General features: G+C 58.9%; 16 protein-coding genes and 1 tRNA gene. 3 read left to right on the top strand and 14 right to left on the bottom strand.

All coding sequences use genetic code 11. From position 1 onward, the window contains the following. Positions 1–82: 82 nt before the first annotated feature. The 10 genes from OGM60_00115 to OGM60_00160 form a co-directional block, all read right to left on the bottom strand. Positions 83–658 carry a hypothetical protein gene (locus tag OGM60_00115; GenBank protein ID UYI99237.1) on the bottom strand — a complete coding sequence of 192 codons (576 nt, stop codon included), beginning with the start codon at positions 656–658 and terminating at the stop codon, positions 83–85. Then, positions 659–1,537, bottom strand: a complete 879-nt coding sequence (locus OGM60_00120) for a phosphoribosylaminoimidazolesuccinocarboxamide synthase (GenBank protein UYJ00131.1) — start codon at positions 1,535–1,537, stop codon at positions 659–661. A gap of 118 nt (positions 1,538–1,655) precedes the next feature. Further along, positions 1,656–3,221: a HAMP domain-containing histidine kinase gene (locus OGM60_00125; GenBank protein ID UYI99238.1), complete on the bottom strand. Its 1,566-nt coding sequence runs from the start codon at positions 3,219–3,221 to the stop codon at positions 1,656–1,658. Between the two features lie 11 nt (positions 3,222–3,232). Next, positions 3,233–3,955, bottom strand: a complete 723-nt coding sequence (locus tag OGM60_00130; GenBank protein ID UYI99239.1) for a response regulator transcription factor — start codon at positions 3,953–3,955, stop codon at positions 3,233–3,235. 152 nt (positions 3,956–4,107) lie between these two features. Beyond that, complete coding sequence (locus OGM60_00135) at positions 4,108–5,319, bottom strand: twin-arginine translocation signal domain-containing protein (GenBank protein UYI99240.1); 1,212 nt, start codon at positions 5,317–5,319, stop codon at positions 4,108–4,110. Further along, positions 5,319–5,582 (bottom strand): TIGR03905 family TSCPD domain-containing protein, encoded by a 264-nt coding sequence (locus tag OGM60_00140; protein ID UYI99241.1) that lies wholly within the window; start codon positions 5,580–5,582, stop codon positions 5,319–5,321. The genes OGM60_00135 and OGM60_00140 overlap by 1 nt, the downstream gene beginning before the upstream one ends. Positions 5,583–5,695: 113 nt before the next feature. Then, entirely contained in the window at positions 5,696–7,495 is a 1,800-nt protein-coding gene (locus OGM60_00145; GenBank protein UYI99242.1) for a GGDEF domain-containing protein, read from the bottom strand. Then, positions 7,492–8,328 carry a transporter substrate-binding domain-containing protein gene (locus tag OGM60_00150; protein UYI99243.1) on the bottom strand — a complete coding sequence of 279 codons (837 nt, stop codon included), beginning with the start codon at positions 8,326–8,328 and terminating at the stop codon, positions 7,492–7,494. Before OGM60_00150 ends, OGM60_00145 begins: the two co-directional genes overlap by 4 nt. A 138-nt stretch (positions 8,329–8,466) precedes the next feature. Then, positions 8,467–9,813 (bottom strand): adenylosuccinate lyase, encoded by a 1,347-nt coding sequence (gene purB / locus OGM60_00155; protein ID UYI99244.1) that lies wholly within the window; start codon positions 9,811–9,813, stop codon positions 8,467–8,469. 424 nt (positions 9,814–10,237) lie between these two features. After that, positions 10,238–10,312 (bottom strand) — tRNA-Gly (locus OGM60_00160). Positions 10,313–10,609: 297 nt separating this feature from the next. On the opposite strand from OGM60_00160, the gene OGM60_00165 reads away from it, so the two are divergent. Beyond that, positions 10,610–14,041 carry a SpaA isopeptide-forming pilin-related protein gene (locus OGM60_00165; protein UYI99245.1) on the top strand — a complete coding sequence of 1,144 codons (3,432 nt, stop codon included), beginning with the start codon at positions 10,610–10,612 and terminating at the stop codon, positions 14,039–14,041. A 62-nt stretch (positions 14,042–14,103) separates the two neighbouring features. On the opposite strand, the gene OGM60_00170 is transcribed toward OGM60_00165, so the two are convergent. Both OGM60_00170 and OGM60_00175 read right to left on the bottom strand, forming a co-directional pair. Further along, entirely contained in the window at positions 14,104–14,322 is a 219-nt protein-coding gene (locus tag OGM60_00170; protein UYI99246.1) for a hypothetical protein, read from the bottom strand. 21 nt (positions 14,323–14,343) lie between these two features. After that, positions 14,344–17,433 carry a M28 family peptidase gene (locus OGM60_00175; GenBank protein ID UYI99247.1) on the bottom strand — a complete coding sequence of 1,030 codons (3,090 nt, stop codon included), beginning with the start codon at positions 17,431–17,433 and terminating at the stop codon, positions 14,344–14,346. Between the two features lie 236 nt (positions 17,434–17,669). Here OGM60_00175 and OGM60_00180 point away from each other — a divergent pair, with 236 nt between their 5' ends. Together OGM60_00180 and OGM60_00185 are read left to right on the top strand one after the other, a co-directional pair. Then, positions 17,670–18,653 (top strand): WYL domain-containing protein, encoded by a 984-nt coding sequence (locus OGM60_00180; GenBank protein UYI99248.1) that lies wholly within the window; start codon positions 17,670–17,672, stop codon positions 18,651–18,653. Continuing rightward, on the top strand, positions 18,640–19,557 hold the full coding sequence (locus OGM60_00185) for a WYL domain-containing protein (GenBank protein UYI99249.1): 918 nt from the start codon (positions 18,640–18,642) through the stop codon (positions 19,555–19,557). The genes OGM60_00180 and OGM60_00185 overlap by 14 nt, the downstream gene beginning before the upstream one ends. On the opposite strand, the gene OGM60_00190 is transcribed toward OGM60_00185, so the two are convergent. Continuing rightward, a complete protein-coding gene (locus OGM60_00190; protein ID UYI99250.1) occupies positions 19,554–22,448 on the bottom strand; it encodes an exonuclease domain-containing protein in 2,895 nt (964 codons plus the stop codon). The genes OGM60_00185 and OGM60_00190 overlap by 4 nt on opposite strands. Continuing rightward, entirely contained in the window at positions 22,442–23,407 is a 966-nt protein-coding gene (locus OGM60_00195) for a D-alanine--D-alanine ligase (GenBank protein UYI99251.1), read from the bottom strand. The genes OGM60_00190 and OGM60_00195 overlap by 7 nt, the downstream gene beginning before the upstream one ends. Positions 23,408–23,419: the final 12 nt, after the last annotated feature.

Below are 23,419 nucleotides of genomic sequence, written 5' to 3' on the forward strand. Positions count from 1 at the left end.
TCCATCTATCTATAGAACAGTAAAAAGGCGCGCCGCAAAAACGACGCGCCTTATATCTTAGCGATATGTATGGATACAAACGCTACTTCTTCTTGGAGTCCTTCTTGTCCTCCTCGGCAGCCGAGCGCTCGATAAGAGCGTTGAGCTTGTTCTCGGACATGCCCTCGGCCTGCGCGCGGTACATGTTGCGCAAGGGACGAATACGAACGAAGTCGTAGATAAAGTCACCCAGGATGATGACATAGGACAAAACGATGCCGACCATCTGAACAGGACTGGACACCGTGCCGCCGGGAGCGAAGTAGAGCGAAGCCCAAATTGCCACGACGAGTACCATGCCGATGGCGAGCACGGCCCACCAGATACGACGGCGCTTGGTGTAGTCCTCATCCTGCTTGAGAAGAATATTCGACACCGTATAGATACGATCCTCGCGAGCACGCTGCTTGGCCTTGCGGGCGCGCTTCTCCTCCTTGGAAAGGCCTTCCAGGTTTTCACCCTTCTCGAGCTCTTTGCGGCGAGCTTTAGACGAAGCCGGCACGACGCGAACGGAGCTCGCTGCTTGGCGGGCGGGTTTAGCAGATGCGGCGGACTTGCGCGCAACCCCGGTAACTTCGTGGGATTGCGTGCGCTTGTTCGTGGCGCTACGGGTACTCACTTATGCGTTCTCCTTCATGCTTGTGAACTGGGAGCCCGTGATGATCTGGAAGGCCTCGCGATAGCGCTCGGACGTGCCATCGATGACCTCGGCGGGCAGGTGCGGGGTCTCCCCCGTCATATCCCAGTTGGCCTTGAGCCAATTGCGGACGAATTGCTTGTCGTAGCTAGGCTGGATCTTGCCCTCCTCGTAGCTGGCGGCGGGCCAGAAACGGCTGGAGTCGGGCGTGAGGCACTCGTCGATCAGCGTGACCTTGCCATCGATAACACCAAACTCAAACTTGGTGTCGGCAATGATGATGCCACGGGTCGCTGCATACTCGGCAGCAGCCTTGTAGATCTTGAGAGACAGATCGCGAATCTGCGTGGCGATGTCCTCGCCAACGATCTCGCAGCAACGCTCAAACGAGATATTCTCGTCGTGATCACCGATCTCGGCCTTCGTGGACGGCGTGAACAGCGGCTCGGGAAGCTTGGAGGCCTCGGTCAGACCCTCGGGCAGCTGGATGCCGCAGACGGTGCCGTTCTCGTCATAGGTCTTCTTGCCCGAACCGGTCAGATAACCGCGGACGATGCACTCGATAGGAATCGTCTGGGCCTTCTTGACCAGCATGGCGCGGCCTGCGAGGTAGTCACGATACTCGGCAAACTCCTCGGGGAAATCCGCCGGATCGATGGAGACGAGGTGGTTGGGGACGATATCGGCAAACTTGTCGAACCAGAATGCCGAGATGCGGTTGAGCACCTCTCCCTTAAACGGAATCTCGTCGGGGAGAATAAAGTCGAACGCAGAAATGCGATCGGTGGCGACCATCAGCAGGTTTTCGCCGGCATCGTAGATATCACGAACCTTGCCACGGGAATCCGGACGACGCTCCATCGTTGTCACGTGAGTCACTCCTTACCTAAATACGACAGAAATGCGGGTTCTTTCCCGCATGTTTTCGCAAACTCGGAGCGGCAGGAACGCGGCCCCTCCTTCACCGAATAGCGAAAAGCTAGTGCTCCATTGTAGTAGATGCCGCGTCCGCCGTGTGCTCGCGAGGCAGATGAATCGTAAAAGTCGTACCCTTTCCAAGCTCCGACTCCACGGATATGTAGCCATGGTGACGCTCGACGATTTGCTTGGTCACGGCGAGGCCAACGCCCAGGCCGCCGGCTTCGCGGGCGCGGCTGGCATCTGCGCGCCAAAATCGCCCGAAGATGCGCGACAGGTCGTCCTTGGCAATACCGATACCGGTATCCGAAACGGCAATACTGACATGCTTGCGGTCACTGAGCACCGACACCACGACCCAACCGCCCTCGGGGGTGTAGCGCATGGCGTTGCTCATGAGGTTGATGACGCACTGCGTGATCATGTCGGGATCGGCCTCGACGACATCGTCGTGACCTTGGGTCTCGTCAGCAAAGCGCAAGCGCAGATCGCGGTCAACAAATAGGCGCTCCTGAGCGTTGACGATAGACCGCACAAAGGGAACCATGTCCACCGGTTCGAGATTGAGCGGCGCCGTGCTGTTTTCCATACGCGATAGGTCGAGCATCTGCTGCACCAAACGAGCCAGGCGGCGCGTCTCGGAAGCGACCGTCTCCAGATGCTCATCGTCGGTGGGATACACGCCGTCCTGCATGGCCTCGACCGTTGCAAGCATGGCCATGAGCGGCGTGCGAAGCTCGTGTGCGACATCCGAGGTCAGGCGCTTTTCGTGCTTCATATCTTTCTCGAGCGAGGTGGCCATCTCGTCAAAGGTCTCACCCAACTGATCGATTTCATCGTCGCCGCGCAAACCGGTACGAGCGGACAAATCGCCGTCGCGAATTTGCTTGGCTGTGCTGGTTATACGATGAATCGGTCTGGTAAGCATGCGCGACACGAACGATCCGATAACAACTGAGATGCAGACCGCAACAACCGCGGCAAGGGCCATGGCGTTAAAAGTCTTTTCCCTAAACGCAGAATCCGCCTTGGTGAGCAGGGCATCGGAGCCGATAGCCCATAGCTTCACCTGTCCGACATGCTCGCCAGAAGACGTTATGATTTCGACGTTGGCAACGCTATCGGAGTCGGTGGGCGCCGACGAGACCGGGCTATGCGAGGCCTTTTTACCGCTCGAGCTGCTCGACGCCGATTCGCTCTCGCGCACATCGGCGGTCGCACTTGCCGAAGGCCATGAGTCGTCATAGACGACAACGCCCTTTTTGTTGACAACCTGCATACTCAGGTCGTCGGACACCAAGCTCGATGTCGCGACCGTGCGTAGCTCGCCCGCAGTCCAGTTGCCGTTTTCCTCGTACGACGTCGCAAGCTTTTCGGCGGCAGAATTGGCAATCTCGACGATATTGGAGCGCGTGTAATCCGAAAAGACGGTACCCCACACAACGGAGACAACGCCCACCAGCACCAATACCGTCATGAGCGACGTCAGGGCAAAAGCCAAGGCCATGCGCGAGGGATAGCTCATCGCTGGCCGTGAATCGGAACGAGGCGTGTTCCAACTTGCCTTGGAACCCGCCTCGTTCTCCTGCTTATGCTTTTGCCCAATTTCAAAGCGCGCAGGTGTCATATGTGATTTCCCTATTTCTCGTCCGACTTATCGGTCTTGGCCGGAGCCTCGAAGCGATAACCGACGCCGTGAACGGTGTAGAGCCACTTAGGCTTCTTGGGGTCGTCGCCCAGCTTGGCGCGAAGGTTCTTGACGTGACTGTCGATGGTGCGCTCGTAGCCCTCAAAGTCATAGCCGAGCACCTTCTCGACCAGCTCCATACGGTTATAGACGCGACCGGGATGGCGAGCAAGCGTGGTGAGCAGCTTAAACTCGGAAGCAGTCAGGTCTACTTCCTTGTCCTCGACCAAGATCTTGTGGCCCGAGATATCGATGACCAGATCGCCAAAGTCGAGCACCTCAACGGCGGGCTCGTCTGCCTGGTGAGCACGACGGAACAGGGCGCGGACGCGGGCGACGAGCTCACGCGGCGAGAACGGCTTAATCAGGTAGTCGTCGGCACCAAGCTCAAGGCCGATGATGCGATCCTCGATCTCGCCCTTGGCCGTCAGCATAATGATGGGGACATCCGAGGTGTCGCGAATGGTGCGGCAAACGCGCTCGCCGGGAATCTTGGGGAGCATAAGGTCGAGCACAACCAGGTCGAACTGGTGCTTCTCGAACTCCTCGATCGCAGACTGGCCGTCCCCGACGCCAACAACCCAGTAGCCCTCGCGCTCGAGATAGGCAGCGACAGCGTCACGGATTGCCTTCTCGTCCTCGACCAGCAGAATCTTTTTTGCATCTGAAGCCATAACACGGCCCCCCTGTCTCAATTAGCTAAGAACAAGCCCATTTTAACGCACCTATGCCCGCCGAGCACCGCTACAGTGCGGCGGCTCGGCGGGCGGCACTCACAATTACAACGCGTTTATTCCCCCGTTGGCGCCCTTTTAACCCCTCGGCGCTAAAGAGAGAACAGGCGGGCGGTAACCGTCTCGGGAATTCCTTGGCTATTACGCACCGTGGCATAGGTTAAAAACGTATTCGATTTACCCGCCGTAGCTGGATAATCGCCATATTCGAGAGCGCGGTCGGGCGACAGCAGCGAACCATAGGTTTTGGCGGAGGTATCGATCAGAAAATGCGATGCCTGAACCTTAACCAGATATTTGCCTTTTCTGCCGGCAGCACACGCAAGCGGCTCGCGCGACAGGAATAGGAACGTCCCATTCTCGTTACCGATATAGGTGCCCATGTTGCCTAGGCTCCCCACGCCGCTATAGGTGGCCTCGATGGAGAACACAAACGTGTCGCCCATATATACGGCCTCGAAGGGAGACACCGATGAGGGAAGGACCAGCTGAGCCCTCTTGGTATTGTTGCCGTCCGTCAGGTCGATCGCCGTCATGCCGTAGTAGACGCCCTCGTCGTTGCGCACACGCGGGGAAATGGTCAAGATGCCGTCACTCACACGCGGGGCGGATGCAAAGCGGCCCGTTGACTTCCAAATGGCCTCGGCCTTTGCCTCGTCGAGCGAGCGGCGGTAGCAATACGAGTCGTGACTCGTCTTATTGCCGCCTGCAGCAGGCATCTTGTACCAAATGACGGACGATTCGAACGCCGTAAACAGCGGCGGGTCGTAGTCCTTGCCGCCTCGGTCGAGCTCGACCACATCGCCGACAAGCGACGCACCTGCCGTATTTTGCGCATAGAGTTTCCATGATGCATTCGCAAAGTTCATCTCGACCCAAGCAAATACGCCATCGCCGGCGCGGACATCGTAAAACGAATACCCCGCACCTTCCACGGGATCCTCGACGAGCGTCGTGAGTGAGCCGTCGCCCAGGTTGAGCATGCCGAGCGTATTGGCATGCCGCGCCGATGCGGGCGCCATCATCGCCGCGGCGTAATCACCGTCGCAGTAATACAGCAGCGTACCCAAAGGCAATGTCCATGAAGCTGCAGGCTCGAGGTCGATTTCGACAGCCTCGTACTCATCCGTAATCGAGACGATTTTTGAGTCATCTTTGATAACCTGCGGCTCGCCGGCGGCATCGTCGCTGGTGCCCGTTTTTTTCGAGCATCCGGCAAGTACCGTGGCAGCGCCCGCGGCAGCTCCACCGAGCACAAAGCCGCGGCGCGATATTCCGTTCTTGATGTGGTCGGCGATACCCATTAGGCGATCTCGGCGCGAGCGGCCTCGATAGCGCGGGTAAGCTGGTCGGCGCAGGAGGTCTTTTTCATACCGCAGGTATTACCGGCGAGAACCTCGATTACGCGATCGGCAGGAGCACCCTCAACCAGCTTGGAGATAGCCTTGAGATTGCCGTCGCAGCCGCCGGTAAACTCGACGCCCAGCACTTTGCTGCCGTCATCGGAAAGATTGAGGTGGATATTGCGAGAGCATACACCCTGAGGCTTGTAGTCAAAACTAATCATTGAGATCCCCTCTCAGAAAGAAATTTCAGACGTCTATTATCCCCGCCTGGCCCGACTTATTATCGTAAGCACCGATTCAACATCCTACGATGCATAGATTAGTGGGGGCAAGATTAGCAGCCCGTACCCCGTGCGTGGACTGTGCGCTTCTCCCGATACATATTGTGGTCGGCGACACGATATACATCGGCCAGCGTATTTCCAGCCGTCTCGACGGTCGCCACGCCAATCGATGCGCTGACCGTCAGTGCCTCATCGCTTACCGCGGCAAGACCGAGACGAAGATCCTGTTCCAGCCCGAGCGCAGACTCGTTGTCAGTATGGGGGCAAACCAGCAAAAACTCGTCGCCGCCAACGCGCATCGGCAGGTAATCCGCACCAGCCACCCGCCGCAGCACGGACGCCGTCCGTCGCAGCAGTTCATCCCCCATCTCGTGACCGTAGATATCGTTGGTCCGCTTGAGATAATTGCAGTCCAACATAATCACGCTCACGGGCAAGCCCTCGTTTACCAGGCTATCTCCGCGCGATTCAAGGTAGTTGCGGTTGCGAAGCCCCGTCAGTTTGTCTTGGTATGTCAGCTCCTCGGCATGTTTGACCATCGATATGTTGTGCGTCGCCACGACGACCGACTCCAGCCGGCCTTGCTCATCGCGATGCTGGGGGACAACCTGTAGCGAGTACCAAGCGCCTCGACAATCTCGCACCTCGGCAGCCAAGTACGGTACGCCCTCCATACGTTCGCGAAGCGTACTTATATCTACGAGTCCCACAACCGCTTCGCGGCTTTCGGGGCTCACGACATCCCGGCAGACCGTGTCCATAAAGTCATATGCCTCGCTGTGCTCGGCAAATATCTTCGCTATCGTCGGCGACATATTGATTCCCTCGATCTCGAGGGTGTCGAGATGCAAAAGGAAGGTCGAATCGTAGATGGCGCTTATGGCATTGATAATGCCGAGCTGTTTATCCTTTTCGACCAAATTGCGGCGATCAACGATATTTCGAGCCAACAGTACCACGACCCAAAACGCAAGGCACACCAAGACGCCAGCGGCGACAAATGTGATCCTGCCAGACATGACCTCAGATTTGGGATACAGCGCAAACAGGCGGTAGTCCTTGTATGCCGCACGCACCGCGTACCATTTGTCTCCTCGATATTCGATGCGCGTTAGGCCATCGTCTTTCCACTCAACCCCTGCGCTGGTGAGGAATCGGGCGAGCGACACGTCAGCATCGGCGCTGTTGGATGAGACAATCTCCGCATCCTCCATAACAAGCACCGTGGGGCCCTGGTGGAAGGTGCTGTTCGAAAGCACGTCGACTATGGCATATGAATAGTCGTCCGCTGGATCGGAAACAAATGAGCGGTATGCCAAGGCAACGCCGTCGCCATACGGGATAGCACAGACGGCAAAAACGACACCACGGCGCTCGACGACAGTTGAGTAGGTCACTTTGGAACCTTGATACATCGATGCGACCGGCGCACAGGCCAGCTCCTCTCGCCACAACATGAGCGGATCGCGACCATCGATGTCGTAGTGGGCAGCCATATGGCCATCGGAGTCCATGACCATCAGCCCCGAAAGGTTCTCGGCATGGACAAATTGCTCGATAAGATCGTCGTTAACCTCAACGCGATCAGAGGACAGGAACGTCGCAAACGATTCGACCGCGGCGAGCAAATCGTGCGTCTCTTCGGTTTTTCTCCCCTGTTCGTAGCGGTCATATTTTTCGCAAGCGTTTTCCAAAAACGCCATGGTTTCTTGGCCAAACCCAAGCGTTTTTTCGAGGCAGCGATGGGTTCCAACCGTATACAACAGGCCTAACAAGACAGCGCTGACAATAACGCCGACAGCTATGACGGTCAGAGTCTTTCGACGCAAGCGGTGCTCATCATTTGTCATGGATTTGCTCCTTGCCCGCCCGTCGTCGCTCCTGTCTTGTAATTGCCCACAATACGGTCAATCGTGCCATCTCGGTCCATGGCAAACAATGCGGTATTGAGATCCTTTACGATCGGTCCTTCATAGCCGTCATCAAACGCGACGTCCAGATCAACCGTCATAATGTTGTCGGCAAACACGCGGTAAAGGCCGGGATACCGGGCGACAAGTCGGTCAAGCGGCTGAACGTCCGCCATCCAACAGTCGACATACCCTTTGGCGAGGGCGGCTTTGCAGAGTTCGGCAGAACCATACGATTTGATTTGCACGTTCGGCGAGATTTCCAGATCCCCTGCGAGCAATCGGCGTTCACTCACCGAGCCCGCAATTACCGCGATGGTCTTGCTTCCATCGAGATGCGCCAAGGACTTGATGCCACTCGTTTTCTTGGCGGCAACCGAGACCGTCACGGTTAGATACGGCTCGGTCCAGTAATACTTATCCTCGCGATAACAGGGAGAATAATCACACCACAGGCAATCGATATCACCGTTTTCGAGCAGCCGGTCGCGATCGTTCCAGTCAATATCGACAAACTGTGGCTTGAGCCCCGCACGCTCACACGCCTCGCGGGCGATGTCGATATCGATACCGGCGTAATCGCCCGTGGTATCGACATACACATAGGGGTCGTTATCCGTAACGCCGATTTTGAGTACCGGGAGATCTTTGTCGGCTTCATTCGAGGAGGAAGAACTGCTTCGAACGGTATACGTCAGGGCGGCCACACAGGCGGCAACAAGGAGCATGAGCGCAAACGAGACGATGGCGGCTCGCTTGATACGTCCGGGCACAAGCCTCCCTTCATCGAAACAGCAGTCGGATTTCATTGTATACCCGGGGCTGATGCGGCGATAAAAAAGCGCCTCACCCAAGATGGGCAAGGCGCCAAAGGTTGGAATGCATCCGCAAACGGCCGAATTAGGTTAACCCTACTCGAAGCTCACCTGCTCCAGGCGATCGAAGACCGTGTCGATGCGGGTGAGGAAGTCCCACGGATCAAAGATCTCGTCGAGCTTCTCCTGGCTGACGGTGCAGCGCGGATCGGCCTCGAGACGCTCCTTAAAGGTGGGACCGGAGACACAATCCTGCACTTCGTGCCAGGTGGCCATGGCGTTTTCCTGCACGATAGCGTAGGCGTCCTCGCGGGTGATGCCAGTGTCGACGAGGGCCAACAGCACCTTGGAGGAGAAGATAAGGCCGCGGGTCTTGTTGAGGTTGGTCATCATGCGAGCCGGATACAGCCGCAAGCCGTCGATAACGCGGATGAGGCACCGGAACATGTGGTCAAGCGCGATGAAACTATCGGCCTGGGCGACACGCTCGGCAGAGGAGTGAGAAATATCGCGCTCGTGCCACAGGGCGACGTTGTCGAAGGCGACCTGGGCGTTGGACTTCACGACGCGCGACAGGCCGCAGACCTTCTCCATGGTGATCGGGTTGCGCTTGTGCGGCATGGCGGAGCTGCCCTTTTGACCCTTGCGGAACGGCTCCTCGGCCTCGAGTGTATCGGTCTTCTGCAGATTGCGAACCTCGGTAGCGATGCGCTCGCAGGTGGCTGCCGTGGTGGCAAGGACGCCGGCGAGGTAGGCGTGATGGTCGCGGCTGATGACCTGCGTGGACAGCGGGTCGTGAACCAGACCCAGGTGCTCGCAGACGTACTCCTCGACGAACGGCTCGATGGAGCTGTAGGTGCCGACAGCACCCGAAATGGCACCGAAGGCAACGTTCTTGCGGGCATCCTCGAGACGGTCCAGATCGCGCTTGAGCTCCCAGGCCCAAGAGCCAAACTTCATACCGAAGGTCATCGGCTCGGCGTGGATGCCATGAGTACGGCCGGCACAGAGTGTGTTGCGCTCCTCGAAGGCACGACGCTTGCAGATCTCGCCGAGCTTCTTGACGTCCTCGATGATCAGGTCACAGGCCTGGGTGAGCTGGTAGCACAGAGCCGTATCGCCCAGGTCGGAACTGGTCATGCCGTAGTGGACCCAGCGGCTGGGCTTGGGGTCGCCCTCGGGAACATCGGCGTCGATGTACTCCTTCATGTTGGTCAGGAAAGCAATAACGTCGTGGCGCGTGACTTCCTCGATCTCATCGACCTTTGCCTTCTCAAAGTTAGCGTGATCGCGGATCCACTGGGCTTCGTCTTTAGAAATACCGATCTTGCCGAGCTCCGCCTGGGCCTCGCAGGCCAGGACCTCGATCTCCTGCCAAATGGCGTACTTGTTCTCGAGGGAGAAGATGTGTCCCATCTCCGGGCGAGTATAGCGATCGATCATAGCGGCTCCTTTTTGGCTATTGGCACGTTGGTCGTAACTCGACTATTGTACCGTGCGCAGGCGCCCGTATGAGCAACGGGCATCAACCTAACATGTTGCAGATGGAGCGGTCATGAGGACGTCCGCGTATTTGCGAAGCAAATACGCACCGGCTTCAGGCGAGCCCCTCGGCCTCACGAAGCCGCGGGGGAAACTTTGTTGAATTGGCCGTCCCCATGTCTCCCGTGCCCGGTGGAGCGGGCAACGGGACGTCCGCGTATTTGCTTCGCAAATACGCACCGGCTTCAGGCGCCTTCCGGCGCCTTCGCCTGGTCGCTACAAACGCTTCGCGTTTGCTTTACGCTCGCACCCTGGCGGGTTCGAGTCCCGGCACTTTATTGAAAAAGGCACGGCACCGTGATGGTGCCGTGCTTGTGCTTTTAACTGGAGCGGGCAACGGGACTCGAACCCGCGAGTGTCAGCTTGGGAAGCTGATGCCTTACCACTTGGCGATGCCCGCATATGTGGGGGATAGTATAACGCGGTTGTCTTGTTCTATACAAGGGTGACGATGCTTGTTTTAGCTGTGGAGAATCGTCCTACAAACAAGCCAATTGTGGAGATAGGGACCTGTAGGCTCTCCTATTTACCGTTGTCTACCTGCAGCTTTATTCCATTGTCTTTCATAGGCGCCATTTGTCAGATATCGGGCAAGCGTTTGGTCAGGTTCTGGTACTTACCCGCATGAACCTCGGGGGTAGCCTCATCCCAAGCGCCGCGGCCTCCCCGTGCGGCGCACGAGGGATAAGGAGCAGCCATGTCCAACGCACCCACGCACTCTGTCCACAGCGCAATCACAGCAGGATCGCTGCTCCTAGTCCTCTTTTTACTTTTAGGCTGCATGACACCGGATGCCGCGCTCGCCGTCGACGGTTATGAATCGCTCGGATTCCGCACTATCAGCAATGAATGCGGTCCTTTTGAAGTTGGCAAATACGAGGCACAGGATTCTTCGATTGCCTACTGCATGAACCAGGAGCGCTTTGGCCCTAGCACACCGGGCGGACCCTGGCTCACCTATAATCAGGGCTGGGTATGGCTCGAAGACGAATTCGCGGCCATCATCTGTCATGGCTACCCCACCGCCACATCCTTTGGCGGGCATAACCTATCCCCCGATCGAGCACGTGCCGCAACCCAACTTGCCGTCTGGATGCTCAACGGCACCACCCATACCGACGGATCATTCTCATATACAACCGCCCGGGGCGTCACAGAGAGGGGAAATTTTTCCGGCGACAATGAGGTCGTTGCCGCAGCGCGCTGGCTCCACGACGGCGCCAAGTCGGGAAGCATTAAAGCCGCACCGCATCGCGCGCGGCGCTATTTGGGAGCTGTGTCGGGCGGCAGTAAACGTCAAGACATGCTCTACGTGCTCCCGGCCGTCTCCGCATCCTTCCAAAAACAGTCAGCCAACGCCGCCATCACGAGCGAAAACGATACCTACAGGCTCGACGGAGCGAGGTTCGACATCTATGAGAGCGCCGGCGACAAGCGTGTCGGCAGCATCCAGATGGACAGCAGCGGTCGCTCACAGGCGACACTTTTGCCCAACACGGCATATTATCTGGTCGAAACCAAAGCTCCGGCGGGTTATATCCCCAGGAGTGACCGTATCGCCTTTTCCACCGGCAATGACGGCGGAAATGTCGTCATCGATGAGCAGCCCGGTACCATTACCCTGCGCATCGCAAAGGTCGATGCCGCGACTGGGGCAGGTCCTCAAGTCGGCGCGTCACTTGCCGGCGCTGAGTTCACCTGCGTCTCACAGTCTACCCCGGGCTGGACGCGCACCCTCACGACGGATGAGGACGGCCGGGCAACACTTACCGACATCCCCCTGGGCACCTTTACCATCTATGAGTCGAGAGCTCCCAAGGGCTATCTGCCCTCCGATGAAACCTGGAGCTACACCATCGGTGCCGACCAGCCCGGAGACGCGGGCGTCGTTGAGCTCGAGCGTCGCATCCCCAACATCCCCATCGCTTTTGACCTCGAGATTTCAAAGTTCAAGGACTACGGCAATAGCGATGGGTCTGGTATAGAACAGCCGGCGAAAGGCGTGGTCTTTGAAGTGGTAAGCAACACTTCTCAGCAGGTTGTTGGAACGCTGACCACCAATATCTACGGCTTCGCATCGACCAAAGACCAGGCTGGAGCATGGTTTGGCGCAGGAGAGCGCCCCGATGGCGTCAGCGGAACCATACCGTATGACCGTGCCGGCTACACCATTCGTGAGGTTGTCGACACTGTGCCCGACGGTTTTAAGCAGGCAGGGGAATGGACTATCACGGCAGAGCAGATCACTGACGGCGCAGAGCTTCAGTACATCGTAGACAACCACGCCCTGTCGACACATCTTCAAATCGTGAAGCGCGATGCTCAGACCGGCAGCGCCGTACCACGCGTCGGGTTCACCTTTCAGCTGCTCAATGGCAACCGTGAGCCCATCTCGCAAACATCTTGGCATCCCGCCCATACCGTTATGAATACCTTTACGACCGATGAAACCGGCGCCGTCACCCTGCCCGAATCGCTTAACCCGGGCACGTATTACATACGAGAGACTTCCGCCAAGGAACCGTATCTTGTTGGAGAAGATCTGGAGATAACGATTCCCACCAACATGAACTTAACGCCCATCGCGGTCGCCTCGTTTTACGACGACGCGGCAACAGGAAGCATCGAGATCGTTAAGAACGATACCGTAGACGGACACGCCCTTGCCGGCGCTGTTTTTGATATCCGCGCCGCGGGCGATATCGTGCGCCCCGACGGCAGCATTGTTGCCCTGGGCGGTGAAACCGTCACCACCATCACGACCGACGAGCGGGGATTTGCGTGCGCGAATCATCTTTCGCTGGGGTGCGGAACCGCCACCTATGAGGTTATTGAGGTACAGGCACCCGAAGGATACCTGCTCGACCAAAGCGCCCACACCGTCGAGCTGTCGTATGCCGACCAGGAAACACCCACGGTCAAAGCGCACCTCGATATCTCTAACGACTACACCAAAATCGACATCTCCAAAGTCGATCTGACCGGCAAACAAGAAGTGGATGGCGCTCGGCTCTCCCTCCACGGTGCCGACGGAACCGAAATTGACGCTTGGACCTCCTCTGACAAACCGCATCGCATCGAGCATCTTTTGCCCGGCACCTACACCCTGCGCGAAGCGATGTCCCCGCGCACTTACGACCTTGCCGAAGACATGACGTTTGAAATTAAGGCCACAGGAGAAGTGCAGACGGTAACCATGAAGGACACACCCATCGAGATCGAGGGCAGAGTCGACAAGCGGCAAGAGATCGCCCGCCCTATCGGTAAGGGCCTCGTCGCTAACGGCGATGGCAAAAACCGGGCCGTGGCACAATCCGATACGAACGGTTCCTTCTCCTATACGCTCGATGCTAAAAATGAGTCGAATACCTGGGTTGATGAATTCACCATCACCGACGATCTCGAATGCGCCAAAGACGGCACTGCCAGGCTCATCGCCATCGAAACCCCTGTCGCGGCTGGGGACATCGACGGGCTTTGCAACGTGTGGTACCGAACGTCTCCAGTGGGAAGTATCGATACGGGCGAACAGGCCAATGCAACGCTCAGCGACGGGCATGACAACCCCTGGCTCAAAACGGACGAGGTCAAAAAGCTCCTAGGTGACGATTTGCGCATGGTCGATTACGACGATTGGCATCTTTGGAAAGCAAATATTCCAACAACGGAATCAGTCACCCTCGAGGCAAAAGAGCTCGCTCTTTTGGACGACACCGGCATCACGGGCATTCGTCTTGAGTATGGGGCCGTATCGGCCAACTTCACGACAAGAGGCGCTGCAGAATCTTGGACCCGCGAGGACCTCAAAGACGAACATGACGACCTTGATGATGTGAGCGCCGTCCTTGACTCGGATATTCACGGTGCCGTCATCCATATGCAGGCCGCGTCGTCTTACACGCCTCAGACCGCACTCGCCAACAGCGCTCGCGTTGACCTCTGTCGCAATGGCGGCGGTAGCAACCTTGAATCACATGACGAGGATCGCGTCATCCAGCGATGCACCATGCCGCAAGATTTACCATCAACGGGCTCTCTTCCCATCGCCGCCTGCCTCACTGCCTTCATGACCTCCGGCGCCGCGGCAATCTGGTTTGCCCATCTAAAGCTGGCATCGAAACGTCACTAACGTAATAAAAAAGAGGCGAGCCCGTCTCCCGGCTCGCCTCTTTTTCGTTCGTGGCGAAATGGCTATTCCTCAGATGCAGACCCACCGTCGATGAGCGCTTGATCGGACTCGGAGATGCCATCGGCTCCCAAACTCTGCTCGTGCTCCACTTCTTCGCTAATCGTGGACTCAGGCGTTGAGCCTTTAACGCCCACGATATACGCGACCCCAAAACCAAGGGCAATGGCAATCAGGACCAAGATAAGATAGACGGGCCAGTGGCGCTTGATATACGAAAACACGCAGACTCCTTATAGGTCAACCTACGAACGACGAATGACCTCGGTCACGACCTCGGACACCGTAGCGATATTTGTCGGATTGACGTTGCACGGCAGATCGTCCTCGGTGTGAGCGCACGCCAGACGTGGACCGTCGACGCCGGCAATGGTAAGGGCGCGTCGGCTTGCCTCGAGCGCAGCATAGGCATCGGTCTTGGCATAGGGCATCTCAAATGCACCGCAATCGACATGGAACGATTTGCACACCTTGTTGACCAAGTTCATGATGCGTCGGTCACCCTTGAGCAACTGCTGCTCGCCCTCGACCGTCACGACCGAAAGCCTACCGGCACCAATGGACTCAAGGTTGATAAAGAACACGCCGCGGAGCTTGTCGCGATGCGCGGCCAGGAACTCCTTCATGCCGGCGCCGTCACAATCGGAAGCGCCTGTAGCCACAAACCAGATGTCGTGGCCAAGCAGCTCGTCATCACCCATGGAGGCAACGGCAGCAAGCATATCCTCGGCGGAAGCTCCATCGGAAGACGCGGCGCCACCCTTCCAGCCGTCGTCGTCATCTTCGAAGTTATCCCACGAGCCGATACCGCGACCAGACTTCTTGGCGTCGTAATCATCCTCGACGCCAAGCCAATCGCTCATGCTGTCCTGCTCGTTTTTCTTTTTGCGACCGAACAGACCGCCCAAGCCGCGCTTTTGCGGTTTGGCGGCGGGGGCGGCAGGAGCCGAGATAGTCTCAAGCGGCTGAACATCCGAGGTGACCGGCATGGGGGGAACAACCGGAGCCGATGTGGGCTCGGGACCCTGTGCCGTCGCGAAGGGATCGTTGACCTGAGCCGAAGGGTCGGGAAGGTCGAACAGCGAGGTGCGCGAGGCGACATTGGCCTGCTGCATCGAAGGCATCGAGGGATCGGGGACCGAGGCCAGCGGAGACGCAGAGGGCATGGGGGCCGGCGCGGATGCCGGGTCGGGAACGTTCATGTTCGGGCGCGGCGACGCCTGAGACGAGATTTGAGCCATCAGAGCATCGACCGTCTCGGCCTGCGACGGAGCAGCATTGGCAACCGTGGCGCCGGGATCACTCGGCGCGGGCATGGTGAAGATCTGCGTAGAGTAGGGCCTCGACTCATCCGCCTGCGGAGCTTCGGGGGCCACGGGCTCAGGCTCTTGCTCGGAGCTGTCCGCAGCGACCTGTTCCGCCACAGATTGATCCTCGACCGTATCGGGCGCAGCGGGCTCGTCCTCGACAGGAGCGGAAAGGGGCTCGGCGATAGCGGTGCCCTGCTTCTCAAACGTCATCGTGGCATCAAACGACACAGTGCTGTCGACCGGCTGTTGGGTTTCGAAAGTCGCCGTCTCCCCGGCAACATCCGCAGGCGAAGGCTGCGGCGCCTCGAAAGACGTCGTGGCGTCGGCAACATCAACAGATACCGGCTGCTCGGCGTCGTTTTGCTCAAATTCCTGTGCCGCGCGCTCGCGCTCGGCCTCGGCCGCCTGTTGCTGGGCTGCAGCCTCGCGCTCGGCTGCCTCGCGGGCAGCGGCGCGCTTTTCCTCAAAGTCGTCAACGAGTTTCTTGCCCTTTTCGAATGCCCCCTTAAAGAAATGGGAGGCGCTGGCACCGATCGAAGAAAACGCGGAAGCGATATCGGCATGGGGCGTCGTCACCGGAAGCTCGGCAGAAAAATCGGTGTCGCTCTCGTAGGACACACGCTGCGGATACGCATCGTAGTCGTCCTCGGTATTATCGAGCTCCTCGGGCGCCGGGGCAGGCGCCATGACGTCCAGACCGGCTGCGGAATCGATAGCAGTCTCCGCATCGGCTTCCGTCTCGACGGCATTGGCCTCATCGGGCTGCGCAGCCACGACCGGATCGGGCTGGGGCGCGGGCTCGAACGTCGGCTCCTCGCCCTCTTCGTAATCGAGCGTACAGGACTCGGGAAGCATTCCCAGGGCACGGATGGCATCCGAGCCAAACCGGATGTTGCCGGCGGCATTGCGATAAAGCTTGGGCTCGGGCTCGGCCTGCTCGGCCGCGGCAGGCTCCTCTGCCGACTCGGCAGCGGACTCGTCTGCAACGGGCTCCTCGGCCGGAATATCTTGGACCTGGGACTCGGGTGCAATGACGCCAATCAGGGTCTCGTCGGCAGAAGCACCTTCGAATCCATCGATTTGCTCATCAAAAGCCTCGCCCTGCTCACCCTCGGGAGCGACCGGCTGGCCATACTCATCCTCGGTATAGGCAGGCTCTTCGTACTCGATGGTATTGCCGTAATCGTTTTGCTGCTGGGCCGCGGCGTACTCGGCTGCCGCGCGCGCCATCTCCTCGGCGCGACGCTTCTGCTCGCCAAAATACGTGTCAAACGGAATATCGTCAGGGAACTCGTTCTCACCCTGATAGGGGGCGACGTTATCCATGACACCCAGCATGGCGGCAACAGAGGACTTGTTGCAAACCGAGCCGGACGTGTAGGGAAGGACAAAACGATTGGAAATGATATTGGCGGCATTGGCGAGCGCCACGAGGGAGGCAAGGATCGCGACAATCCACAGCAGGACCTTCAACGCGCCGGGAAGCGGCAAGATGCGCAGGATGGCAATAGCCGCGGGAGCAATCGTGGCAATCGGGAGCAATTTGGCGATCAGCGCTCGGTACGGCGCATAGGGCTCGCGAGCGAGCAGTTCGGCGCGCGGGGAGTCATAGTGCGCGACGACGACAACCGGGCGATTGCGCGGAGAGGCAAGCGGGCCCGACGCCTTGTGGTAGGCGATGACGTTTTGGCTCACGCCCGTCTTGCCCAGGCGCGAGATCACGGGACGCCCGGTTCTCTCGAGCACATAGAGCACGGCTCCGACAATGGCCAACAGGGTGCCGACTAAGCCGATACCGCCACCGATGCCCATAAGCAGGGCACCGGCGAATGCCAGAATGCCCGTAACGGCAAACGCCATCCTGCTCGGCGCGGGAGCATTAAACTCCTGCACCTCGGGATCAAAGCCGTGGTTGCGGAAAATTTGAGCGATATCTTCGGCAGCCAAGCGCTCTTCTTCGCTGCACGCCGGCGTGATGCCAGTGTTCTGCAACAGGTGGTTAATATAGTTCTGGGTGTTCGCCATATGCGCTCCACATCCATAATCCGACAAATAGGCCCAATGTATGCACATTAGAACCGTATATAGTCGAAAGTATACCCCGAGCGGGCGCAAACGGCCGAATTCTGGGCATCTTAACGCCCCAAGCGGACAAGGATATAGCCTAATCTCCATATCGGACTAAAATCATGGCATCAAACACCTTCCCATGCGAGGATTCTATGACGGCAAGCGATACAACCGTAACGAATAAAAATGGGGTGCCGGAACCCGGTTTCGACAAGACCGCCCAGCGCATCCTCAATCTGTTCTTTGTCCTCAACAGCTCTCCCGAGCCATTGACCACAGAGCAAATTGTCCTGGATTCCGATCTTGGCTATGGGTCGGGCAATATCGACTCGGACAAGCGCAAGTTTCGCCGCGATCGCGAAAAACTCCTCGAACGCGGAATCACGATCAAGGAAGTTCGCGCAGCAGGCGCCCAAGAAACCGAAGAAAGCGCGTGGACCATCGATCGCGAGCACACGTTTGCGGCCGGTGGCCTCATCACCGCAGACGACGCGGACATCTTGCTCGACGCTATCGACCAGACCCTTGCGACCGGTTCGGCCGCGTTTGCCACGCCGCTTGCAGACATACGCTCCAAGATCGCCTACCTCACCGGCGCATCGACCGCAGAAGAGCCTCCCGCCCGTCGCTTACCCGCCGTCGATGCGGTGTGGAGCGCTTTCGCCGAACGCTGCGCACTGCGCTTTTTGTATCAAAACGGGCACGGGGAGCAAAAAGAGCGCACCGTCTGCGTATACGGCATGTTTGAGCACGAGGGTGTGGCGTATTTTTGCGGACTCGACAACGCCACCGATGAAATCAGGACGTTTCGCTGCGACCGTATCGTTCGCGCATGGCGCCCCTCGAAGGCCTACTCCATCCCCGCCGACTTTAACCTGAACGATCGCCTGTTCTTCGAGTTTGATTTTGCCGATTGCAAGCCCGTTATGGCGACCTTTTCGTTTGCCCCACAAGCCCAGGCCGACATGGTCAGCGGCCTAACGCGCGGTCGCGGGGAGCTCACGCACACCGAAGAGGGTTGGACCTGGACCGTCGGCGTGCGCGACCTTAATGCCGCTGCCTCGTTTTGTATGGAGCACGCCATGGACGGCATGAGACCCGTTGCCCCCGATGCACTTAAACTGGCGTGGAACCACCTCATCGAAAGGACGGTGCACGAGCATGCCCGTGCGTAAACTCACCAGCGAGCAAAGGCTCTCGCGTGCGATTGACATCATGGAGGCCCTCTACGCTGCCGGTGAGACCGGTATGACACGAGGGGATATCTGCAGCCGTTTTGATATCACGGGTGCGGCGCTCGACGAAATTATCGATATCGTCTCGACCCTCGCTGACCGTGAGTCGGGCGCACGCATCATCTGCGAGCGCCACGGCGAGTGCATCATCCTGACAGGCGATGCGGGGCGTGTGCTGCCCTTGCGCCTAAGTGCCGCCGAAGGTGCCGTGCTCAACCACGAACTCGAATCGATGGGAATCGACTCTCGGGCAGCAGAGCGTATCCGACACGCCCTCCTACCCGAGAAACTCGGCTACAACCAGCGCGTCGTCGATACCGTTGCCCGAGGATCGCACTGGCAACAGCTGAACTGCGCGATTCAAGACGGCGTTCGATGCCGCATCATCTACCGTTCGATGGACGACACACGGCCGCGTGAGCGTCTCATCGACCCCCTGCGCATCGCGACGCATGGCGACCAAACCTATCTGATTGCCTGGGATGTCGAAGTCGACGAGCAGCGCTCCTACCGCATGGACAAAATCGAAGGCCTTACCCTTACCGACGATTCCGTGGAGCGCCACGCGCCCGCGTCCTTGTCCCTCCACGAATCCCTTTCCCAAGCGGAGCAGAGCGCAAAACTCCTCATGCCGCTCGACATGGCAGAGCGCCTAGACTGGGCCGGCATCATGTCGATTGAGCCAAACGGGGCAGACATGGCGACGGTGACCGTGCGTTATGGGTCAGAGCATTGGCTGTTCTGCCAGGTAATCGCAGCGGGCGGAGCCATCCGCATACTGGATGACCCCGCCCAGGCATTGCGTCTATGCGATATGGCGAAGAGCCTGACCTGCCCGCTTTAACGGCGTCGCTCGTGGCGTGCACGCCACAGCTGCAAATAATGACCGATCTGTGCCGACTCGATACGCTGGTAGGAAGTCGTGGGCAGCGACGTCAAGAACTTCTTGCCGTAGCCCTTTGTCACCAAGCGCGGATCTGCCAAGATGAGCACACCGCAATCAGTCGACGAGCGGATGAGACGGCCGGCGGCTTGCTTGACTTCGAGCACCGCCTCGGGCAGCGAGTAGCGCGCCCAGGCGCGGTCTTCGCGCAGGTTGCGCTCACACGAAAGAGGATCCGTGGGGCTCGAGAACGGCAGCTTGGGGATAATGACGCAACGCAGTGTCTCGCCGCTGGCGTCAAAGCCCTCCCAAAAGGCCTTGAGCGCAAAGAGCGATGAGGTCGGCTCGTTGATAAACCGATCGCGCAGGCGACGCGGGGACGAGTTGCGCTGCTGGCAATTGAGCTCCAGGCCCGCTCGCGCCAATTTGGGCTCGACACGGGCATACAGGTCCTCCATGTCGCGCCTGTTAGTGAAGAGCGTGAGCACCGATCCACCCATGGCGAGATGGGCATCGACCAGCACACGCTCGAGCGCCGACAGATAGTGCTCGCGATCGCGCGGATCGGGAATGTCCCCCGCCACGACCACGGCCATATTCGAGTCAAAGTCATAGCTCGAATCCAGGTGCAGCGATGAGGATGTCGACTCACCGATGCGATCGAGGCCGACAGCATGGTTGAAATGCTCAAAGCTCTTGGACACCGTCATGGTCGCCGAAGCGAAGATGGCCGTGTGCACTTCGGGCAGCCACTCGTTCGCCAAGGCCTCGCCGATATCGATGCGCTCGGCGGTCATAGACTCCCCGCCCGCGCGCAGCCGACGGTTCACCTGCAGCGAGTACACATAGTGCTCATCCGTACCCTCAATGATGAGTTTGAGGTTCTCGTCCAGCTCGTGCAGACGGCGCGAAATGTCGCCTAGGTCGACAACGACCTCGGGCTTATCGGCGGCGACGGTCTGCACCAGCGCGTCTACGCTTTTATCCGCCTGGTCCAGCGCATCAATTGCGGTATGGGCCGACTGCAAAAAATCGTGCCAGTCATCCGACTCGCGCAGCTCGGGGCCAATCCACAGATTCGCGTTATCGTAGCTCCCACGGGCGCGACGGCCGAGCTCGCGCACACCATCGAACACATCGGCAATCGCCATGCTCGCGCGGGCAACCGTCGACGTCGCTTTGGCGGTGAGTCCCAGGTAGAGCGTGGAGCCCTCGGAAGTGGCCAGGTCACGGGAAACTTGACTCAGCGCGCCGGCACTCGACCCACCCAAGCGCTCAAACAGCACGCGCGACTCATCTGCCGAAACCACGCGCGCCCATTGGCGACGGGCCTCGCGCTCGATGGAATGGGCCTCGTCGACCACCCAGTGACGAATCGGGGGCAAAATCCTCCCCTCGGCGGCCACGTTGCGGAACAACAGAGAATGGTTGGTGACCACCACGTCGGCATGTGCCGCACGACGGCGCGCCCCGTGGACCAGGCATTTGTCAGGGAAGAACGGACACAGACGACGAGCACACTCGCGCGAAGCCGTCGTAAAGTCGGGACGGTTGACGCTGCGCCAGCGAATGCCGAGCGAATCGAGGTCGCCATCGGCAGATTGGCACACATACGCCATGATTACCGCAACCGCCGTGAGCGTGTCAGCAGGATCGCGCTTGGTGGTGATCTCAACCTGACCACGGCTCATGCGCTCGAGCTTGCGTAGACACGGATAGTGGTCATAGCCCTTGAGTGCACAAAACGACAGGCCCCCGTCCAGCTGTTCGGCGAGCTTTGGCAGCTCATGGTACATAAGCTGGTCGGCAAGATTATTCGATTTGGTCGCGATACCAACCGTGATGTTGTTGCGGCGTGCGGCCTCGGCAAAAGGCACCAGGTAAGCCATCGATTTGCCGACGCCCGTCCCCGCCTCAATCACGCGATGCGTTCCCGTAACGAGCGCGTCACGGACCTCGAGCGCCATCGCGATTTGCTCATCGCGCGGCTCGTACGTGGGATACATGCGATTGACTAGGCCACCGGGGGCATAATCCGCCTCGATCTCTTCACGGCTCGGCATCTTAAGGACCGGCAACTCGTCCGCATCAACGCGATCGTCTGCACGATCGGCCTTGAGCACGTCAGCACGAGCGGCGCTGAGCGAAAATATCGAACCCGGGTTCTGGCCGGCCAAAAAAGAAAAAATGGGGCGATAGGACCAAGGCACGTCCGCGTGCATGTCCGCCAAGCGCGCCATAAGGCCCGAAGGCAGGTCGGTAAGCGCAACCAACAGCACGCGCCACACACCGCACAGGGCATCAACGTCTGCGTTCGCGCGATGCGACACCGAATCGCACCCAAACAAGTCGGCCATAAAAGACAGCTTGTGCGAGGCCAAGCGCGGAAGTGCGATGCGCGACAGTGCCAGCGAATCGATCCAGATGTCGCTGACGTTGACACCGCCCTTGACCGACTCGATAAACGAACGGTCGAAGGTGGCGTTATGCGCAATCACCGGGCAGCCGCCGACAAAATCGGCGAGAGCGGCCACGGCATCGACGGCCGATGGGGCATCCACCACATCGGCGTTTGTAATGCTCGTGAGTTCGGTAATCTCGGCGGGAATCAGCTGCTTGGGGTGCACGAAGGTATCGAACCGGTCGACGATCTCGCGGCCCGAAAGACGGGCAGCCGAGATCTCAATCAGTTCATTGTCCTGCACCGAAAGACCCGTGGTTTCGGTATCGAGGACGATAACATCTTCCTCGATGAGACCAAACGATTGGGTTTTGGCACGCTCGGCAAGCGTGGCATAGGAATCGATGACAAACTGCGGCGTTCCCGACGAAACAGCGTCCTCGATTAGCATGCAACGCCCGCTCGACGAAGTCCCATACGAATCAGACTGTCACAGACCTGTGGGAACGTCATGTCATCGGTGTGGCGAATCTCATCCGGATACAGCGACGTATCGGTCATGCCGGGAATCGTGTTGGTCTCGAGGATGACGGGGCCATCCTCGCTCACGATAAAGTCGCTGCGTGAAATGCCCAGGCAGCCGAGTGCCTTATGGGCCGCGCAGGCAAGTTCCTGGGCACGTGCATAGTTTTCGGGGGAAATCTGCGCCGGAATGCGATGGATATCCGTGGGGTCCACATACTTCACGTCCAGATCGTAGAACTCGCAGTCCTCGGGCTTACGGATCTCAACAATCGGCAGGGCGCGCACGTCATCCTCGCCGTATACGCCGACGGTAATCTCGGTACCCTCGATGCACTTCTCGACCAGCACTTTGTCGCCGTACTCAAACGCCTTGGCGATTGCCGCGGGTAGCTCGGAGGGCTCATGGACCAGAGAGATGCCATAGCTGGAGCCGTTGACGGCGGGCTTTACAAAGCACCGCTCGCCACAAATCTCGACGATACGATCGATATCGACCTCGTCGCCCGCCTCAAGCGCCAGGCCGGGGGCAATGGGGATGCCCGCCTTGGCATACAGAAGCTTTGAAACCTCTTTATCGGCGCCACATGCGCTGGCGAGCACGCCTGACGCCGTGTAGGGGATACCCAGCGTCTCCATGGCCCCCTGCATGGCGCCATCCTCGCCGCCGGCGCCGTGCATGGCGATAAACGCCACGTCGAAGCCACCGGTCGCCATAGTCACCATAAAGTCATCGGCGGCGGTGTCGAGCAGCTCCACCGAGGTGTAGCCGGCCTCCTTCAGTGCCTCCACGACATTCTTTCCAGAATTGAGCGAAATCTCGCGTTCGGCGGAATGGCCGCCCGCCAAGACCGCTACGTGCATGTTCTCTAGGCTTTTACCCGGCATGGGCAGACTCCT

Source organism: Coriobacteriaceae bacterium, assembly GCA_025757745.1.
In the GTDB taxonomy this organism is placed as follows: Bacteria; Actinomycetota; Coriobacteriia; order Coriobacteriales; family Coriobacteriaceae; genus Collinsella.

Coding starts and splice junctions, on each gene's coding strand:
- OGM60_00120 (UYJ00131.1), bottom strand. CDS start 1,537: ATGGAGCGTCGTCCGGATTCCCGTGGCAAGGTTCGTGATATCTACGAT.
- OGM60_00125 (UYI99238.1), bottom strand. CDS start 3,221: ATGACACCTGCGCGCTTTGAAATTGGGCAAAAGCATAAGCAGGAGAAC.
- OGM60_00130 (UYI99239.1), bottom strand. CDS start 3,955: ATGGCTTCAGATGCAAAAAAGATTCTGCTGGTCGAGGACGAGAAGGCA.
- OGM60_00135 (UYI99240.1), bottom strand. CDS start 5,319: ATGGGTATCGCCGACCACATCAAGAACGGAATATCGCGCCGCGGCTTT.
- OGM60_00140 (UYI99241.1), bottom strand. CDS start 5,582: ATGATTAGTTTTGACTACAAGCCTCAGGGTGTATGCTCTCGCAATATC.
- OGM60_00145 (UYI99242.1), bottom strand. CDS start 7,495: ATGACAAATGATGAGCACCGCTTGCGTCGAAAGACTCTGACCGTCATA.
- purB (UYI99244.1), bottom strand. CDS start 9,813: ATGATCGATCGCTATACTCGCCCGGAGATGGGACACATCTTCTCCCTC.
- OGM60_00165 (UYI99245.1), top strand. CDS start 10,610: ATGTCCAACGCACCCACGCACTCTGTCCACAGCGCAATCACAGCAGGA.
- OGM60_00175 (UYI99247.1), bottom strand. CDS start 17,433: ATGGCGAACACCCAGAACTATATTAACCACCTGTTGCAGAACACTGGC.
- OGM60_00185 (UYI99249.1), top strand. CDS start 18,640: ATGCCCGTGCGTAAACTCACCAGCGAGCAAAGGCTCTCGCGTGCGATT.
- OGM60_00190 (UYI99250.1), bottom strand. CDS start 22,448: ATGCTAATCGAGGACGCTGTTTCGTCGGGAACGCCGCAGTTTGTCATC.
- OGM60_00195 (UYI99251.1), bottom strand. CDS start 23,407: ATGCCGGGTAAAAGCCTAGAGAACATGCACGTAGCGGTCTTGGCGGGC.